We start from the raw sequence: 17,902 nt of genomic DNA, 5'->3' as shown, positions 1-17,902 counted from the left end.
CGGTCCAGTGCTCAGCGGAGCGGACGGAAGGTCGCGCGGATGTCCTCGACGACCGCCTCGGGGTTCTCCCACGGCGTGAAGTGCCCGCCGTGCTCGTGCGCCTTGAGGTAGGTCGGGTTGTACCAGGGCTTCTGGGCTGGGTCGTCGAGGAAGAACTGGACCCGCTGCTCGGTGCTCACGCCGGGCGGGTTCTCGTTGCCGAGGAACGTGAGCCCGGTGGGCGCCTCGATGATCGGGGTGCGGTCGTGCGCCGGCGTCCACGGGTAGCGGTTCGCGTTGACGTACGAACGGATCGAGCTGGTGATGGAGCGGGTGACCCACCAGATCGTGGCGTTGGTGATCAGGTGCTCCCGCGGGAAGACGCTCTCGACGTCGCCGTGCGACTCGCTCCACTTGGTCCACCGGCGCAGGATCCAGGCGAGCATCCCCACCGGCGAGTCGGCGAGCCCGTAGGCGAGGTTCTGGTTGTCGAGGATGTGCACGGCCACGTGCGACGCGTACCGGTCCTGGAAGGCGAGCACGCCGTCCCGGACCTCGTCGGACGCGCCGGGCGGCACCATCGCGCCGCCGGTCAGGTCCCACGGCCGCTCGCCCTGGAAGAGGTCGAGGTGGATGGCGTGGCCCAGCCAGATGCCGTACAGGTCCTTCGCGTGCTTGTGGCCGAGCTGGCTCGTGACCAGGGCACCGTAGTCCGCTCCGGCGGCGGCGTACCGCTCGTAGCCGAGGTGGTCGGTCATGAGCGCGTGCCAGAGCTCGGCCATCTTCCAGAAGTTCATGTCCGGGCGGCCGGTCGGCGTCGAGAAACCGAAGCCCGCCAGCGACGGCACGATGACGTCGAACGCGTCGGCCGGATCGCCGCCGTGCGCGGCGGGATCGGTCAGCGGCCCGATCACCTTGGACCACTCGCGGTAGCTCCACGGCCAGCCGTGGCTCATGATCAGCGGGATCGGCGCCGGCCCCTTGCCCGCCTCCTTCACGAAGTGGATCGGCGTGCCGTCGACCGTGACCCGGTACTGGTTCGCCTCGTTCAGCGCACGCTCGGCCGCCCGCCAGTCGAACTCGTCCAGCCAGTAGGCCACGAGCTCCTTCATGTAGGCCTGGCTGGTGCCGTAGTAGGCGTCGGACTCGTCGATGTCGGCGGGCCAGCGCGTGTTGCGCAGGCGGTCCTTGAGGTCGTCGATCGCCTCCTGGGGGATCGCGACGGTGAACCGGTGGCGTTCCAGGTCGGTGTTCTCGGTGGCGGACATGGTGGTGCTCCTTCGGGGGTCGGGTACCGGCGCGCTCGTCATGCGAACTCCAGCCGGGTGCGGGTCTGGGTGCGGGTCGCGATGCGCCACTCGCCGGCGACCCTGCGGTAGGTGACGTGGTAGTGACCCCAGCCGCGCATGGTGCGGAACGGCGGCAGGGTGTCCCCGGGTGCGGGCTCGGGGATCGCGCTGTCACCCCGGAAGATGAGATCGGCCATCGCCCAGACCGCCGAGGCGGTGTCCGGGGTCTCCACGTCGATCTCGTGGGTGAGCAGCTGGTGCAGCGGCTGCACGTCGCCGGAGTTGCGCGAGCCGAGCTGCTCCGCGATGTCGGCGGGACCCGTCATGCTGACGATCTCCTTGCCGTCGACGTCGAGGGAGCGGAACCAGCCGTCCTCGGCGAACAGCCCGGCCAGGTCCTGCCAGCGCTTCTCGTCGGCGTAGCGGGCGTAGCGCGCCTCGAGGCGGCGGATGTCCTCGATCGCGTTCAGGGTCTCCAGGTCTCTCATGGCTCTTTCCTTCCGCGCGCCGGCTCAGAGACCCAGGAGGCGCTTGGCCTCCAGCGGGTTGGTGCAGTCACGCCAGGCGGCGATCTTCCCGTCGCGGATCTCGTAGACCGCGAGGTTCCTGATCGGGGCGAGGGGCTTGCCGGCGAGGCCGAGGCCGTGCACCTGCTCGGCGATCACGACGTCGCCGTCGACGGCCTGGTGGAGGGTCTCGAACCGGACGCCGGCGAAGGTGCGGAACACGCCCGCCCACATCGCGACGAGGTCGGCCCGGCCGCGGACCTCGGGGTCGCCGTAGTTCTCGAAGATGATGTCGTCGGCGAAGTAGGACCCGAGCAGGGCGGCGTCCTTCTTCGCGAAGGCGTCGACGAACTCGCGCACGAGGGCGTCGTTGCGCGCCTCACGCTCGGTGCTGGTGCTGGTGCTGGTGCTGCTGGACATGGGGCTTCTCTCCTCGACTGGACTGTGCGGTCCACTGTGAGCCCCATAAATTGGACTAGCAAGTCCAATCCTTGCTACGCCCGCGGCCACTCCGCCGACACGCCCGCCCCAGACACGTTCGAGGCCCGGGTTTCTTCGCTTTGAGCAGGCTCAAAGCGAAGAAACCCGGGCCTCGAAGGGGAGGGTCAGCAGCCCCCGGTCACGGCCCCGTCGTCAGGTACGTCACCTGACGCGACGAGTTCACCGTCTCCCCCGTGTTGTTGATGACGCGCCGGATCGTGCCCACGCCGCCCAGCGACACGGTGACCATGTTGTGGAAGCGCACGCCCGACCGGACAGGCACCTCGAAGGCCCGCGCGTTCGCCACCGCCGGGTTGACGTTGAAGAACGCGTAGCTGCCCAGCCCCCAGGCCTGGTGGTCGGTCACGGCGTCGCCGACCTTGTACGCCGCCCAGCCCTCCGTGGAGCCGTTCATGTACGCGGCCTGGTTCGGCGGGTCGTACGGCATCTCGTTCTGGTAGAAGTATGTGCGCCCGCGCTCGCCGTTCCAGATGGTCTGGTACTGCTGGTAGTGCTCGACGAACAGGCCGTACATGGTCACGTCGTCGCCGTTGACGATCAGGCCGTTGCGGCCGGTGTTGATGTTCCAGCCCACCGTCCCGTTGTTGCCGTGGTCGGCCCGCCAGATCCAGGCGTGGTCGCCGATCACGTCGTCACTGTTGACCTCCATGCTCACCACGGCCTTGCCGGCGACCGAGCCGCCCACCCGGATGAACACGTCGGACAGCACCGTCGGGTTGGCCGCGTGGTCGGCCGACGAGCCGGCCGGGCCCACCTGCAGCAGCACGTTCGAGCCGCCGGTCCCGGCGTCGAACATGATCCCGGCCAGGCGCACGCCGTCGACGTCGGCCACGCGCATGGCGTCGATGCCGCCCTGCGGGACGAACGTGGCGAGGCCCAGCCCCAGCACCACCGTGTCCGCACGGTTGACCTGGAGCGTCTGGTTGATCTGGTAGGTGCCCGGCGTGACCAGCAGGTGCTTGCCGGCGGCGAGCGCCGTGTTCATGCTGGCGGCGGTGTCGCCCGGCCGCACCACATGGAAGTCGCCGATCGGCAGGGACCGGCCGGCGGGGTCGCCGTTGGCCCAGGTCGTCCCGGTGGAGCCGGACCGCACGGCCGGGACGAAGACCCGGTAGGAGCCGTTGTCGTCGACGTAGAGGTACGGCTTCTCGGCGACCTTCGGGGTGGTCGCGATGGTCGTGTAGGGCGGGTTGGGGAAGCTGTTCGACGGCGTCCCCGTGCTGCCCACGAACACCTGGTTCCAGTTCGACCCGGTCCAGCTGCCCATGGCGGAGTTCCGGGTGAGGAACTGCTGCTGGGTGCCGGAGTTGATCTGACCGTCGATCTTCGAGTCGGCGATGAAGCCGCCGGACGACCAGCCGCCGTCGGACAGGGCGAGCCCGCCGCGCAGGTGCATGCGCCGGTAGGGCGCCGCCTGGGACACCGACCAGCGGTCGTTGCCGTCGGCGGGCGTCACGGACAGGCCCTCGGCGGAGCGCCAGAAGTTCTGCGTGGCGTTCTGCGAGCCGTCCGGCCACCAGTCGGCCTCGACGTGCACGTGGCCGTTGATGTTCACGTCGTCGGGCACCAGGCCGAGGCCCGCCACCTGCGTGAAGAAGCCGACGTTCGCGTCGACGTCGTAGGAGCCCGGGTAGAACAGGAGCGCCTGGCGCTGGGGTCCGAACTGGTTGGTCTCCTGGGCGTCGAAGACGCTGTTGAGCTTGGCCTGGACCGCGGAGTCGGACATGGAGGTGTCGAAGACCGCCACGTTCGGGCCGAGGTCCGGGTTGGCCGGGTCCGGCAGGACCGGGTCGGGGTTGGGCTGCGGCACCGAGCCTCCGTTGTGCGTCCACTTCTGGTTGGCGGCGCCGGTGCAGGTCCAGAGCTGCACCTTGGTCCCGTTGGCCGTGGCGCCGCCCGTGACGTCCAGGCACTTGTTCGCGGCCTGGTTCACCAGGTCGCCGGCCCCGGTCAGGGTCCACTTCTGGCTCGCCAGGGAGGCGTAGCAGTCCCACAGGTGGACGACGGCGCCGTTCGCCGTCGAACCGTCCGCGACGTCGAGGCACTTGCCGCGCCCGCGGACGGAGCCGTCGTCGGCGAAGGTCCAGGACTGGTTGGCGTTGTTCGCCGTGCAGTCCCAGACCTGGGGCCGGTTGCCGTTCGCCGTGGACCCGTCGGTCACGTCGAGGCACCGGCCGCTGCCCGAACCGACGATGGTGCCGGTGGAGGCGGCGACCGCGCCGGGGGACGCGACCACCCCCAGCAGGCCAGCGAGCAGGACGGCGCTCAGTGCGCCGACCACCTTCCGAACAGGGGACATGGCAGCCTCCGGCAGGGTCTGGCGCCGCATCGTCGCGGCGGCACCTCACCCTACCGATCCACTTACTAACCTGTCAGTAGGTAAAACCCCGTATCAGCGCCGCCGAGGCAGGGGCTTGGGCTCGGCCGGGTCCGCGCCCTCCCCGCCCGCCGGGACCGCCGCGGCCGGGGCCAGGGCGGCGGCCAGCTCGCTCTCGTCGGCCGTCGCGCGGCAGTAGACCCGCTTGCCGGTGCCCTTGCACAGCTCGTGCAGGCCGGCGGCGAAGGCGTGCAGGTCCTCGGGCTCGGCGCGGCGGAACCGCCGCGAGAGCGACCAGTGCTTGACGACGTCGTCCAGCGTGGTGGGTCGCACCATGCCGAACAGCGTGACCAGATGGTTGGACAGCCGGATCAGCAGCCGGGCGCCGTCCGGGCTCTCGGCGACGAGCTGCGCGCTGCGCAGGCCGTCGTCGCCGGTGGGACCACCGAGCAGCCGCTCCAGCTGGCCCAGCACGGAAGCGGGATCGACCACGTGGGATGCCACGGCTCCGTCGATCTCGCCGCCGTCGATCGTCAGGGCAGCCGTCTCGTCGTCCGGGGCTGCGAAATACTCGAACCTCATGCGCGCATCTTTCCGCATGTCAGGGGGTGCTCGGTGCCATTCTTCACGCGAACCGGTCCGGGTTCATGAAGCTCACGTCGCCGTAGGTGGGCTCCCCGACCGCGATCTGCGCCAGCAGCTCGCCCACGCCCGCGACGTGCTTGAACCCGTGCCCGCTGTCGCCGCCCGCCATCACCAGGCGCGGGTCGCCGCCGGGCCGGCCCACGAGGAACTGCTCGTCCGGCGAGTTCGTGATCATGCAGGGGATCGCCTTGACCGGGACCGGGTCCACCTGCGGGAACGCGGCCGCCACGGTCTCGGCCAGGCGGTCGACGTCGGTGCGCGGGTGGATGTAGCGGTCCAGCTCGTCGGGGTCGGTGTCGTCGTGGCCGTGGTCGCTCAGCCCGATCTTGATGTGGAAGCCGTCGCCGCTGCCGTGCCCCCAGAGGCCGCGCCCGTCGGCGAGCTCGTAGATGAACGAGGGGAAGGCCGACAGGTCGAACGCCTGGTCGGCGTCCGTCCGGGGCGCGAACCAGAACAGCGGCGTGCGGCGCGGCCGCAGCGGCAGGCCGGGCAGGAGCTTCGCGTTCCAGGCCCCGGCGGCCACCACGGCCTGCCCGGCCTCGAACACGGCGGTCGGCGTGGTCACGCGCACGCCGCCGTCCACGAGCTCCACCGCCGTCACGCGCGTGCCGGGGTACACCTGGGCGCCCGCCTCGACGGCCGCCCGGACCTGCGCCCGGACGTTGCGCTCGGGAAAGCACAGGCCGCCCTCGGGGTCGAACACCCCGACGGTCTCCTCGTCGTACCCGGCGTACTGCGGGTACCGGCGCACCAGCTCGTCGTGCGACAGGTGGTCCAGCTCGACGCCGGCCGCGGCGGCCGCCGCCGTCGTGCCCTGGACCACCCGCGAGGCCGGGCCGCCCACGTTCAGGCAGCCGGTCTGCTCCACGTAGGACTCGCCGTACCGCTCCCCCAGCTCGGTCCACAGCTCGAGCGACCGGCGCGCCACCGCGGCGAGCCCGGGGTGCTCCATGCAGGCGACCCGGAACAGCCGGGTCACGCCGTGCGAGGAGCCGAGGTTGTGGCCCACGTCGAAGCGGTCGATGCCGGCCACGGAGACGCCGCGCTCCGCGAGGCGCCACAGCGCGGCGCTGCCGAACCCGCCGAGCCCGACCACGACGACGTCGGAGGTAATGGTGTTCACCTCCGCACGCTAACCCGCGGCCGGGCCGGGCGGGACCGCCCGCCCGGCCGTCGAGATCAGGACGCCGGGCGGACGCGGAGCGCGTGCATGCCGCCGTCCACCGCGATGGTCGTTCCCGTGGTCGACGCCGCCAGGGGGCTCGCCAGGTAGGCGACCGCCTCGGCGACCTCGTCCGCGGAGACCAGCCGGCCGTGCGGCTGCCGGGCCTCCAGGGCGGCGCGCTCGCCCGCCGGGTCGGCCGCGTTCGCCAGGAGCCGCCCCACCCAGGGGGTGTCGACCGTCCCGGGGTTCACGGCGTTGACGCGGATGCCCTCGCGCACGTGGTCCGCGGCCATGGCCTGCGTCAGCGCCAGGACCGCACCCTTGCTGGCGCTGTACAGCGCGCGCTGGGGCAGGCCCGCGGTCGCCGCGATGGAGCACGTGTTGACGATCGCGGCGGCGGGCGATCGCCGCAGCAGCGGCAGCGCGGCCCGCGTGGTGCGGGCGATGCCGACGACGTTCAGGTCGAGCACCCGCAGCCACTCCTCGTCCGGGTTGTCGGCCACGGTGCCCTGCGCGCCGATGCCCGCGTTGTTCACGAGCACGTCGAGCCGGCCGAGCTGCGCCTCGACGGCGGCCACGGCGGCCTCGACCGCGGCGGCGTCGGTCACGTCGACCGGCAGGGCGAGGTCGGCGTCGGCCGCGTCCGGGTCCACGTCGAAGACCGCCACCCGTGCGCCGCCCGCACGCAGCCGGCGCACGATCGCGGCGCCGATCCCGGAGGACCCGCCCGTGACGACGGCGACGAGGCCGTCGAAGGCGGTCATGCGCGCACCTCGGCGTTCTCCGCCACCCCGGCGTTCCCCGTGGAACGGGCGTCCTCCGTGGAGCGCGCCCACGCCACGTACTCCTGCCGCTGGCGGCCCAGCCCGTCGATCTCGACCTCCACGACGTCGCCCGGGGCGAGGTACGGGAACCGGCCCGACAGCGCCACGCCCTCGGGTGTGCCCGTCAGGAGCACGTCGCCCGGTTCGAGCGCGAGGTACTGGCTGAGGGTGTGCACCAGCACGTCCACGCCGAAGATCAGGTCCGACGTGGTCGAGTCCTGGCGCGGCTCGCCGTTGACCCAGGACCGCAGGCGCAGCCCGGCCCCGAAGGCGCCGTCCGCGCCGTCCGTCGCGTCGGCCTCGTCGGGCGTGACCAGCCAGGGGCCCAGCGGCGTGAATCCCGGGGCGTTCTTGCCCTTGGACCACTGGCCGCCGGACTCCTCGATCTGCCACGCCCGCTCGGACAGGTCGTTGGCCACGGTGTAGCCGGCGATCACGTCGCGAGCCTCCTCGGGCGAGTCGAGGTAGCTGGCGCGGCGGCCGATCACCACCGCGAGCTCCACCTCCCAGTCCGTCTTGCGGCTGCCCCGGGGAATGGTGACGACGTCGTCCGGCCCGGCCACGGTGTTCGGCGTCTTGAGGAAGATCACCGGGCGTTCCGGCGGGGCGGAGCCCGACTCCGCGGCGTGCGCGGCGTAGTTCATGCCCACGCAGACGACCGCCGACGGCCGCGCGACCGGGGCGCCGAACCGCACGCCCTCGACGTCCACCGGCTCCAGCGTCCCCGCCGCGAGCGCCGCGCGGGTGCGCGCGACGCCGTCGGCCGCGAGGAACGCCCCGTCGATGTCGGCCGTCAGCGGGCTCAGGTCGCGCCAGACCTCGCCGTCGTGCACCACGGGACGCTCCTGGCCGGGGGTTCCGATCCGGGCGAGCTTCATCCTTGCTCCTCTTCGATGGTTGGTGCGGGCAGGCCGTACGCGCGCCGCGCCGTGCCGTGCCAGATCGCGTCCTGCTCGGTGGGCGACAGCCCGGCCAGGAGGTCCGTCAGCGTGTCGACCCACCGGTCGTAGCGGGTGGCCAGGAGGCTGACGGGCCAGTCGGAGCCGAACATCAGCCTCCCGGGCCCGAAGGCCTCGACCGCACGGGCGACGGCGGGCCGCAGGCCCTCGGTCGACCAGTGGTCCCACGACGCCTCGGTGACCAGGCCGGACAGCTTGGCCGTCACGTTCGGCGCTGCGGCGATGGCGTCGATCGCCGCGGCCCAGTCCGCGAGGTCGCCCGCGGTGGTGGGGTCGTCGCCGGCGAGCGGCGGTTTGCCCAGGTGGTCCAGCACGAACGACACCTCGGGCACCTCACGCACCAGGCTGGCGACGGCGGGGAGCTGCTCGTGCCGGGTCACCAGGTCGACGGCCAAGCCCTCCCCGGCCACGGTCCGCAGGCCCCGCCGCAGGTCCGCGCGGTCGAGGTACCCGGGGTCCTGCTCCGCCTGGACCATCGACCGGACGCCGACCAGGTGCGCTCCCCCGGGACCCGACCGCAGCCGCGCGACGGCGTCCGCGACGCCGGGGTCGGCGAGGTCCACCCAGCCGACCACGCCCCGGACCACCGGGGTGCGCGCCGCGAGGTCCAGGAGGTCCGTCGTCTCGGTCTCGACCGGCACGGACTGCACCACGACCGTCCCCGTCACGCCCTGGCCCGCCAGCGCCCGGTCCAGGTCGTCCGGCGTGAAGTCGGCGTCGATGGCGCCCATCGTGCCGGGGTCGATCCAGGGCTGCGGCGTCCGCGAGCGGACCCAGAGGTGGTGGTGGGCGTCGATCTTCCGGGGCACGGCCTTGTGCGTCATGGCGTCATCCTTCCTGCCCTGATCCTTTCTGCGGGAACCTGAACGGCCCAGCCCGGTTCAGGCGAGGTCCGGGCGGACGGACTCGCTGATCAGCCGACGCCGCTCCACGTACGCGGGCAGGATCGTCACCTCGTCGTCGTCGAACCACTCGAACGGCGCCGTCGAGGCCACCAGGGCGAAGTTGGCCCAGGGCTCGAACGAGCCGGACCGCACCACGACCTTGGCGCGCGGCGCCCACTCGGCGATGAGCGCCTCGTGCGTGGTCCCGTGGAACGTCGCCCCGGAGCCGGTGAAGATGTCCTGCACCTCGCCGTACAGGCGCGGGTGGTGGGTCTTGAGCTCGGTGGCGAAGTGCGCCTCCTCGAAGTAGGTCGAGTCCAGGAGCGCCCGCAGCACCGACTGCACGTCGGGCTGCCCGCGCGTCAGGGCGAGGTCCACCCGGTTCGCGCCGTCCGGGATGGGGAAGCCCGCGTCGGTGACCAGCACCACGTCGGTGTGCCCCAGCGTGGCCAGGCTCCCGGCCAGCCCGGGGTGCAGGATCCGTCCGGCTCTCATCGTCGCGCCTCCGTGCTCGTCGTCGTGCTCGTGGTCGTGCTCGTCGTCGTGCTCGTGGTCAGGAACGCCTCGACCGTGGCCCGGTCCTGGTAGGACGGGACGGTCTCCCAGTGCTCGCAGCACAGTGCGGCGACGGCGCCAGCGAACCCCGCGGCGGCGGGCAGGTCCCGGCCCTCGCCGAGGGCCACCGCCAGGGCCGCGTTGAAGCTGTCGCCCGCCCCGTTCGAGTCGACGACGGCGACGCGCACCGGCGCCACCTCGGCCGTGCCGTCGGCCGTGACGACCAGCGCGCCGGCCTCGCCGAGCGTGATCACCACGGCACGCGGGCCGAGGGCCAGCAGGCGCCGGCCCAGCTCCGCGGGCGGCGTGGCGTCGTCGGGCCCGAGGCCGAGGGCCGCCTTGGCCTCGTGCTCGTTCGGGGTGAGCACGTCCACGCAGGTCAGGTCGGTCCCGCGCAGGTCGACGGCGGGCGCGGGGTTGAGGATCGTGGTGACCCCCGCCGCGCGCGCCACGGTGAGCGCGTGCAGGGCGGTGGCCAGCGGGATCTCGAGCTGGGCCAGCGCGACGTCGGCGGCGCGCAGCGTACCGGCTGTCGCGTCGACGTCGGCCGGCGAGAAGCTGCCGTTCGCCCCGGGGTCGACCACGATGACGTTGGCGCCCGCCGTGTCCTTGACGATGAACCCGACGCCCGTCGACTCGCCCGCCGCAACCCGCAGCCCGGCCGGGTCGACGCCCTCCAGCTCCAGGAGGTCGCGGAACTCCGCGCCGTAGACGTCGTCCCCGATCACGCCGAGGTACGACACCCCCGCCCCGAGCCGGGCCGCCTGGACGGCCATGTCGGAGCCCTTGCCGCCGAACGTCCCGCGGAAGTCCCGGCCGATGAGCGTCTCGCCGGGGGCCGGGATCCGGTCCGCCGTCATGACCAGGGCCTTGGCGTAGCTGCCGACGACGGCGACGGCGGCCCGCCCGGCGACCGTCTCAGTAGGCATCCGGGTCCCCCACCAGGCCGTCGACGATCGCCGGACCCGAGCTGGTGCCGACCAGCTCCGCGCCGGCCTCGAACAGGGACCGCATCTTCTCCAGCGAGTTGACCTTGCCGGACACCTTGACCCGGCACGGCGCCTCGATGTTCTCGGCGAGCAGGCGCACGTCGTGCTCCGTGGCCGCGAGGCCGCCCTTGCCCCAGCCCGAGGACTGCTTGACCCAGTCGACGCCCGCCTCGTAGGCGATCCGGGTGGCCTTCACCTTGAGCTCGTCCGTCTCCAGGAACCCGAACTCCAGCATCGCCTTGACCTTGACGCCCTCGGCATGGGCCACCTGCACGATCTCGGTGATGTCCTGGGCGTACAGGTCCTCGTCGCCGCCGAGCAGGAGCCCGGGGTGCGGCGGGAAGTCGAACTCGTCCACGCCCTCGGCCACCAGCGCCCGCAGCGCGGCCAGCCGCATCGACAGGGTGTCGTTGGCCATCGGGAAGTTGAGGGTCGAGGCCACGCGCACGCCCGTGCCGGCCAGCACGTCCTTGGCGAGCGACACCCAGTAGGGCGCGATCATCGCGGCGTCGAACCCGTACTCGACGCAGGTCTCGACGTGCGCGATGAGGCCCGCCCGGGTCAGGTCCGGGTTGACGTTGGTGTACTGGATCGCCTGGGCGACCTGCTTGGAGTCGGTGAAGTCGACGGTCATCGGGGGTCTCCTTGAAGACGGGTGGGATGCGGGCAAGGCGGGCTCAGCCCTTGACGGCCCCCGCCGAGAGGCCGCCCATGATGTGCCGCTGCATGAGCACGAAGATCAGCAGGATCGGCACCACGGCGAGCAGCAGGGTGGGGAAGACGATCTCGTAGTTGGTCGTGTAGGTGGACACCGCGGCGTACACGCCGGTGGTGATCGTCCGGAACTGCGAGCCGGGGCCGAGGATGAGCTGCGGGCTCACGAAGTCGTTCCAGGCGCTCAGCGCGTTGAGGATGAACGCGGTGGCGACGATCGGCCGCATGAGCGGGAACACGATGGTCCAGAGGATGCGCTGGCGCCCCGCGCCGTCGATCGCCGCGGCCTCGTCCAGCGACCTCGGCAGCATCCGGATGTACCCGCTGAAGATGAAGAGCGTGAACGGGATCATCGTCGACGACATGAACAGCACCAGGCCCGGCAGCGTGCCCATGAGCCCGAGCGCCTTGAGCACGAAGATCGCCGGAACCAGGATGATCTGCGCCGGCACGAACATGCCCGCGACGAAGAAGAACAGCAGGAACCGGAACAGCGGCGTGGGCGTGCGGGCGATGGTGTACGCGGCCGGGACCGACGCCCCGATGGCCACCACGTTGCACGCCAGCACCAGGAACAGCGTGACGGCGTAGCCCTCGACCACCGGAAAGCTCGTGTTCTGCCACGCGGCCGCGATGTGGTCGGTGGTCAGGGTGGCCAGGTCGAACCCGAGCGGCGACAGCAGGATCTCCTGCTGCGGCTTGAACGCGTTGACGACCATGATGTACATCGGCACGAGCATGGCGGCCGAGAGCACGGCCACGACGGCGACGCGGACCGCCGTGCGGATCGGGCTGGTGCGCGTCATCCGACGGCCTCCGCTCCTTCTTCGGCCCGCCTGCGGAGCGCGATGATCGTGAATGACAGGACCCCGGCCACGACGACGAGCAGGACCGCCTGCGCGCACGCGAGGCCCACCTTGTTGTTGGCGAACGAGACCGCGAGGATCTCGTACGCCCAGGTCTGCGTGGCGTCCCCCGGCCCGCCGTTGGTCAGGCCCAGCACCACGTCGTAGACCTTGAGCAGCGACAGGATCGACGTGACGATCGTGACCGTCACGGTCGGCGCCAGCGCCGGCCAGGTCACGTGCCGGAACACCTGGGGACCGCCCGCGCCGTCGAGCCGCGCGGCCTCCTGGAGCTCCGGCGAGACCGCCTGCAGGCCCGCCAGGTACAGGACGAGCTGCACGCCGAACTGCGCCCACACGATCACGCCGATGAGGGTGACCAGCGCCCAGTCCGGGTCGGACAGGAAGGGCCAGGTGGACCGACCCGCGTTCTCCAGCAGGTTGTTCACCGCGCCCTGCGGCCCCAGGATCGCCTGCCACAGGAACCCGACGATCAGGGCCGACAGCACGTGCGGGTAGAACATGACGGCGCGCGCGAACGTGTTGAGCGCCGTGGTGCGGCGCAGCAGCAGCGCGAGGCCGAGGGCGGCGCCGTTCACCAGGAACGCGCCGACCACGGCGATCACGAGCGTCACCCAGGCCGCCGGGCGCAGGTCGCCGATCGGGTCGGCGATGATCCGCGCGTAGTTCTCCCAGCCCACCCACGTGGGCGCCTGGCTCGGGATCCCGTTGTACTGCGTGAACGAGTAGTAGACGGCGTACCCGACCGGCACCACCGTCAGCCCGGTGTAGACGGCGGCGGCCGGGAGGGTCATCAGCCCGTTCGCGAGACCGGAGAGGACGCCCCGCCGGGTGGTCGTGGTGCGCGCCATGTCAGCCGAGCTTCTCCGCCTCGTACCAGGCGGTCAGGTCGCCGGCGACGTCGGCCGGCGCGCGACCCTGCCACAGGCCCTGGACGAGCTCGGTGAACTTCGGGTTGAACCCCGCGACCGGCAGCGCGTAGTCGCCGACGGTCTGGTTGCCGGGCACCACGTACGACGGCGCGGCGTCGGACAGCTCCTGCACCATCCCCGCGTACTCGTTGCTGCTGGGCTCCAGGCCCTCGCGGCTGAAGCTGTCCATGTCCGCCTGGGCGGCGATGGCGGCCTCGTCCGTGGTCAGGTACTCGACCAGCGCCGTGGCGCCGTCCGGGTTCGCCGTGCCCTTCCACACCATGTACGGGAAGGCCAGGGTGGCGCCCATGGGTCCGGGGGCGTCTGCGGCGTCGTCGACCGGCGGGGCGAACACGCCCACCTCGAACTCCGGCGGGGACGCCGCGAGCGTGGTGCTGAACCAGGAGCCCATCGGGTAGACGCCCACGTCGCCCGCGATGAAGTTGGCCTCCTGCGTGCCGCTGTCGGTCGCCACGTCGTCGGCCGTCGTGTAGCCCGCGTCGATCCAGTCGGCGACGTGCTCGAACACCGGCTGGAACTGGTCGCCCAGGGTGGAGGAACCGTCCGCGACGCTCTGCTGCCAGCCCGGCGTGGTGACGTTCTGCTGGGGGTGCCAGATCTCCTGGACCTGCACGCCGGTGGCCCAGTCCGAGGCGAAGGCGATGGGGGTGGCCACGCCCTGCTCGTCGAGGGCGGCGAGCGCGTCGTCCAGCTCGTCCCAGGTGGTCGGCGGCTCGGTGATGCCCGCCTCCTTGAAGAGGTCCGCGTTGTAGTACATCAGCGACTGCGCCTGCATGCCGACGCCGACGACGTTGATCGTGCCGTCCGTCGAGTACAGGTCGGCCATCGGGGTGCCGGAGGCCCACTCGTACTCCGTCAGGTCGAGCACCTCCGGGGCGGTGTCGGGCCCCGGCACGATCGACTCGATGACGTCGGGGGCGGTGCCCGCCGCGAGGAGCGCGGGGAACGACTCGGCGACCGACTGGCCGCTGGGTCCCTCGATCTTGACGTCGATCCCGGTCTCGTCCTCGAAGGGCTTGACCAGCTCCTCCCACTTGGCCTGGGTCAGGTTGTCCGTGATGTTCACGAGCATGCGCACGGAGCCGTCGTCGGCCGCGTCGCCGCTGCCGCCCTCCGAGCCGCAGGCCGCGAGCGCGAGGACCGGGGCCATGCCGAGCACCACGGCTCCGCGCGCTCGGCGCAGGAACGTAGTTGACATCTTTGTCTCCCTACCTTGGGGTCCGAGCCGGGCCCGGTCGCGGGCACGGCTAGTTGTCATACATACTACATGTGCAAAGTGCGATGCAAGGGTGCGCTACGCGTCGCGCAGGTGCCCCCGGTACGGCAGCTCGCCGAGCACCGACACGTCGGTCTCCCGGGTCGAGTCGTCGAGGCGGTAGATGCCGTCGTCGGCCACGAAGAAGTGCGGCGCCCCGGGGAACTCCAGCTCCCGCGGCAGCGGCTCCTTGTCGGTCCAGGCGAAGTACGAGCGCCCGAAGGTGTCGCGGTCCTTGCGGCCGTAGAGGCTGAGGTCGCCGGCCGTCTCGGGGCTCAGGACGGCCCAGTGCACGCCGTCCTCGACCCAGTACGCGCGGTCGGAGAGCAGCACGGACTGCCGGTCGGGGTCCGTGAACACCTCGGCCCAGAACGAGTCGAGCGTGCTCACGTGCCGCACCAGGAACATGAGGTCGTGCGCGTGCCACGCGGTGCTCGGGGCGACGTCCGCCTCGTTGTGCCAGCCCGTGGCCGACGCGAAGTACCCCGCGGGCGTCTGGTACCGCGCGTAGGTGGCGAGGCACGCGTCGACGAACCGGCCGAGCTCGGGGTTGCTCACCTCGGCCAGGATCTCGTCGATGCCGTAGAGGCTCAGCCCCATGCCCGCGACGAGCATGGGCGACGTGGTGCGCAGCACGGTCTCGCCGTTCACGTACCAGTAGCGGTGGAAGCGGGTGCAGCCCCGCTCGTCCACCCAGGCCGAGCGCGCGACGTGCAGGGCCAGGCGGACCGCCTCGTCGAGCAGGTCGCGGCGCCCGAACCGGCGCGCGCCGAGCACGAGCGGCACCATCATCAGCCCGTAGTACTCGGCCGGCTCCAGGATGCCCCCACCGGCCCGCTCGGTCGGCTGCCGGTAGGCCCCGGCGCTCGCCTCGTCGGGCACGCCCGGGGCCGTGCTCAGCCGCACGAGGGTGTCGAGGTCGTCCTCCAGCTCGTCCGCGTACCGGTCGTCGCCGGACAGCTCCGTGTACCGGAGCTTCGCCCAGACCCGCGCGTACTCCTGGTTGACGGTGCCCTCGGGCGTCGGCCGACCGCCGCCGTACACACGGCACGCCTCCAGGTTCGCCGCGACCGCGGCCAGCACCTCCGCGACCTCCGCGGGGTCCAGCAGGTGCCCGGCGTGCCGCAGCCCCTCCAGCAGGCCGATGCAGCCCGCCATGTTGTGGATGAGGCCGGCCGTGGCCGACTCCCCCACCTGGAAGCCGATGTGCTTGAACTGGCCGTCGTCCTGGACGGTGCGCGCCTGGAACAGCATCATCCGGCGCCACAGGTCCAGCCCGCGGTCGTCGGGGTGCCGGGCGAGCGCCTCGGCGAACGCCGCCGTGGCGGGGGCGGAGAACGCCTGGTGCCCGCTGGTGAAGTCGATGAACGTGGCGGGGTTGGTGCCCCACACGCTGTGGTTGTGGAAGCCCCGGATCTGGCCTTCCGCACCCACCCAGGTGCGCATCCAGCGGGCGAGCGCGGTCACCTTCGGCGACGTCGCGGGCCCGGTGGCGTGGTGGGTGGTCATGACGTGCTCCGTCCTGTGGATGGTTCGTGCGGCGCGAGGCGGTCGGCCGGTACCAGGCCGAGCCGGTCCAGCTCGGCCCAGAGTGCTTCGGGCACGTCGCGCGCGATCCGCTCGGCCGACGTCGTGACGTGCGCCGCGGTCCGCATGCCCATGACCACCGACGCCACGGCGGGGTGCCGCAGCGCGAACCGGGCCGCCAGGTCGGGGACGGTCACGCCGTACGGCTCGGCGACGTCGGCGATGCGGTGCACCCGGGCGACCAGGTCGCCGGGCGCCTCCGCGTAGTCGAACCGGGCACCGGGCCGCGGGCGCGGGCTCGCGAGCAGCCCCGAGTTGTAGACGGCGGCCGCGACCACCGACACCCCGCGCTCGACGGCGGCGGGCAGCAGGTCCTCGACGGCGACGGCGTCCACGAGCGTGAACCGCCCCGCGCACATGACGACGTCGACGTCGGTCTCGCGGACGAACCGGGCGAGCATCGCCGACTGGTTCATCCCGGCGCCGATCGCGGAGACGACGCCCTGGTCGCGCAGCTCCACGAGGGCCTGGACGCCGCTCGTGGACGCCTGCTCCCAGTACGCGTCGGGATCGTGCAGGTAGACGACGTCGACGCGGTCCAGCCCGAGCCGACCGAGACTGCCCTCCAGGGACCGCAGCACGCCGTCGCGCGAGAAGTCCCACTCGCGCCGGTGGGCGGCCGGGACGGCGAACCCGCCGTCGTCGGTCAGGTGCGCGCGCTCCGGCGTCGGCACCAGGGCCCGCCCCACCTTGGTGGAGACGACGTACTCGGCGCGCGGGCGGCCCGCGAGCGCCGCGCCCAGCCGCCGCTCGGACAGCCCGAGCCCGTAGTGCGGCGCGGTGTCGAAGTACCGGATCCCGGCGTCCCAGGCGGCGTCGACGGCGTCGCGCGCCTCCTGGTCGGTGGTCTCACGGTAGAGGTTGCCGAGCTGCGCGGCGCCGAGGCCGAGCTCGGTCAGACGGGTGCCGGTGCGCAGGGTGTGCTCACGCATGCGGTGCTCCCAGGTCGTCGGGGTGGGCGAACGGCAGGCCGGCGGCGTACCGCTCGGCCTCGGCCACCACCAGGTCGCCGATGCGGTGGAGCTCGCCGCCCGCCGACCCGGCGACGTGCGGGGTGAGCACCACGTTCGGCAGGTCCCACAGCTCGCTGTCGGCGGGCGGCGGCTCCTGCTCGGTCACGTCGAGCACGGCGTCGATGCGGCCGGTGCGCAGCTCCGCGACCAGCGCCGCCTCGTCGACCACGGCACCCCGCGCGGTGTTGACCAGCGTCGCGCCGTCGGGCAGCAGCGCCAGGATCCGGGCGTCGATCTGGCCGATCGTCTCCGGGATCGCCGGCTGGTGGAGCGACAGCACGTCGCTCTGCGCGGCGACCTCCTCCAGGGTGCCGTACCGCGCTCCGAGCGCGGCCGTGCTCTCCGGGTCCAGCTCGGGGCTCCAGACGACGACGTCGAGGTCGAACGGCCGCAGCAGCTCGATGACGCGGCGCCCCACCTGCGACGCGCCCACGATGCCGACGGTCCGGCGGTAGTTGCCGAGGTGCGCGGGCTCGCGCTCCCGGTCGGGCAGACGCCGCGTGGCGCGGTACTCCCGCTCCGCGGCTCGCGTGCGCTTGTTGGCCAGCAGGACGGTGGCAAGCGTGTACTCGGCGACGGGCAGGGCGTTGACGGCGCGCGCGTTGGCGGCGACCACCCCGCGCGCGGCGTGGGCCGCGGGGTCGGCCAGGCAGGTGCTCGCCACTCCCCCGGCGTAGAGCACGGCGCGCAGCCGCGGGGTGTCGTCGACCGTGATGCGGGGTGCGCCCCAGCCCGCGAGCAGCACCTCGGCGTCGGCGAGCGCCCGGCGGGCCATGTCGGTGCCGGTCCCGGTGACCACGTGGGCGACGTCGACGTCGAGCACCGCCGCGATCCGGTCGAGGGCGTCGGGCGTGAAGACCTGGCCCACGAGGGACGGGGGCCCGAACGCCAGGACGGCGCGGGGGCGCTGGGACATGGTGGT

18 protein-coding genes are annotated in these 17,902 nt (G+C 72.4%); all 18 read right to left on the bottom strand.

Going from position 1 to position 17,902, the window contains the following annotated elements:
* Positions 1-11: 11 nt before the first annotated feature.
* Positions 12-1,247, bottom strand: a complete 1,236-nt coding sequence (locus QRN56_RS11810) for an epoxide hydrolase family protein (protein WP_285103427.1) — start codon at positions 1,245-1,247, stop codon at positions 12-14.
* A 38-nt stretch (positions 1,248-1,285) separates the two neighbouring features.
* Entirely contained in the window at positions 1,286-1,756 is a 471-nt protein-coding gene (locus tag QRN56_RS11805; protein ID WP_285103425.1) for a nuclear transport factor 2 family protein, read from the bottom strand.
* Between the two features lie 24 nt (positions 1,757-1,780).
* Entirely contained in the window at positions 1,781-2,194 is a 414-nt protein-coding gene (locus QRN56_RS11800) for a nuclear transport factor 2 family protein (protein WP_285103423.1), read from the bottom strand.
* Positions 2,195-2,393: 199 nt separating this feature from the next.
* Entirely contained in the window at positions 2,394-4,574 is a 2,181-nt protein-coding gene (locus tag QRN56_RS11795) for an RICIN domain-containing protein (protein WP_285103421.1), read from the bottom strand.
* A gap of 93 nt (positions 4,575-4,667) precedes the next feature.
* Positions 4,668-5,174 carry a hypothetical protein gene (locus tag QRN56_RS11790; protein ID WP_285103419.1) on the bottom strand — a complete coding sequence of 169 codons (507 nt, stop codon included), beginning with the start codon at positions 5,172-5,174 and terminating at the stop codon, positions 4,668-4,670.
* Between the two features lie 43 nt (positions 5,175-5,217).
* Positions 5,218-6,360 (bottom strand): N-methyl-L-tryptophan oxidase, encoded by a 1,143-nt coding sequence (gene solA / locus QRN56_RS11785; RefSeq protein ID WP_285103417.1) that lies wholly within the window; start codon positions 6,358-6,360, stop codon positions 5,218-5,220.
* A gap of 56 nt (positions 6,361-6,416) precedes the next feature.
* Positions 6,417-7,166: an SDR family NAD(P)-dependent oxidoreductase gene (locus QRN56_RS11780; protein ID WP_285103415.1), complete on the bottom strand. Its 750-nt coding sequence runs from the start codon at positions 7,164-7,166 to the stop codon at positions 6,417-6,419.
* Positions 7,163-8,104 carry a fumarylacetoacetate hydrolase family protein gene (locus QRN56_RS11775; protein ID WP_285103413.1) on the bottom strand — a complete coding sequence of 314 codons (942 nt, stop codon included), beginning with the start codon at positions 8,102-8,104 and terminating at the stop codon, positions 7,163-7,165. The genes QRN56_RS11780 and QRN56_RS11775 overlap by 4 nt, the downstream gene beginning before the upstream one ends.
* Complete coding sequence (locus tag QRN56_RS11770; protein WP_285103411.1) at positions 8,101-9,009, bottom strand: amidohydrolase family protein; 909 nt, start codon at positions 9,007-9,009, stop codon at positions 8,101-8,103. Before QRN56_RS11770 ends, QRN56_RS11775 begins: the two co-directional genes overlap by 4 nt.
* A 57-nt stretch (positions 9,010-9,066) precedes the next feature.
* The gene (gene rbsD, locus QRN56_RS11765) at positions 9,067-9,564 is read right to left on the bottom strand and encodes a D-ribose pyranase (protein ID WP_285103409.1); all 498 of its coding nucleotides are present in this window, start codon (positions 9,562-9,564) and stop codon (positions 9,067-9,069) included.
* On the bottom strand, positions 9,561-10,553 hold the full coding sequence (locus QRN56_RS11760) for a ribokinase (protein WP_285103407.1): 993 nt from the start codon (positions 10,551-10,553) through the stop codon (positions 9,561-9,563). The genes rbsD and QRN56_RS11760 overlap by 4 nt, the downstream gene beginning before the upstream one ends.
* Complete coding sequence (deoC, locus tag QRN56_RS11755) at positions 10,543-11,247, bottom strand: deoxyribose-phosphate aldolase (RefSeq protein ID WP_285103405.1); 705 nt, start codon at positions 11,245-11,247, stop codon at positions 10,543-10,545. Before deoC ends, QRN56_RS11760 begins: the two co-directional genes overlap by 11 nt.
* 43 nt (positions 11,248-11,290) lie before the next feature.
* The gene (locus QRN56_RS11750; RefSeq protein WP_285103403.1) at positions 11,291-12,133 is read right to left on the bottom strand and encodes a carbohydrate ABC transporter permease; all 843 of its coding nucleotides are present in this window, start codon (positions 12,131-12,133) and stop codon (positions 11,291-11,293) included.
* On the bottom strand, positions 12,130-13,044 hold the full coding sequence (locus QRN56_RS11745; RefSeq protein WP_285103401.1) for a carbohydrate ABC transporter permease: 915 nt from the start codon (positions 13,042-13,044) through the stop codon (positions 12,130-12,132). Before QRN56_RS11745 ends, QRN56_RS11750 begins: the two co-directional genes overlap by 4 nt.
* Before the next feature lies 1 nt (position 13,045).
* Positions 13,046-14,323, bottom strand: a complete 1,278-nt coding sequence (locus QRN56_RS11740; protein ID WP_285103399.1) for an ABC transporter substrate-binding protein — start codon at positions 14,321-14,323, stop codon at positions 13,046-13,048.
* A 96-nt stretch (positions 14,324-14,419) separates the two neighbouring features.
* Positions 14,420-15,889, bottom strand: coding sequence for a hypothetical protein (locus QRN56_RS11735; RefSeq protein ID WP_285103398.1), 1,470 nt, complete (start codon positions 15,887-15,889; stop codon positions 14,420-14,422).
* Entirely contained in the window at positions 15,886-16,899 is a 1,014-nt protein-coding gene (locus QRN56_RS11730; protein WP_285103396.1) for an aldo/keto reductase, read from the bottom strand. The genes QRN56_RS11735 and QRN56_RS11730 overlap by 4 nt, the downstream gene beginning before the upstream one ends.
* A complete protein-coding gene (locus QRN56_RS11725; RefSeq protein WP_285103395.1) occupies positions 16,892-17,896 on the bottom strand; it encodes a hydroxyacid dehydrogenase in 1,005 nt (334 codons plus the stop codon). The genes QRN56_RS11730 and QRN56_RS11725 overlap by 8 nt, the downstream gene beginning before the upstream one ends.
* Between the last annotated feature and the right edge of the window lie 6 nt (positions 17,897-17,902).

The sequence above is a fragment of the Promicromonospora sp. MEB111 genome (genome assembly GCF_030209445.1).
Classification (GTDB): domain Bacteria; phylum Actinomycetota; class Actinomycetes; order Actinomycetales; family Cellulomonadaceae; genus Promicromonospora.
The sequence above is the reverse complement of the archived record's forward strand: the minus strand, read 5'-3'. Positions and strand labels throughout refer to the sequence as shown.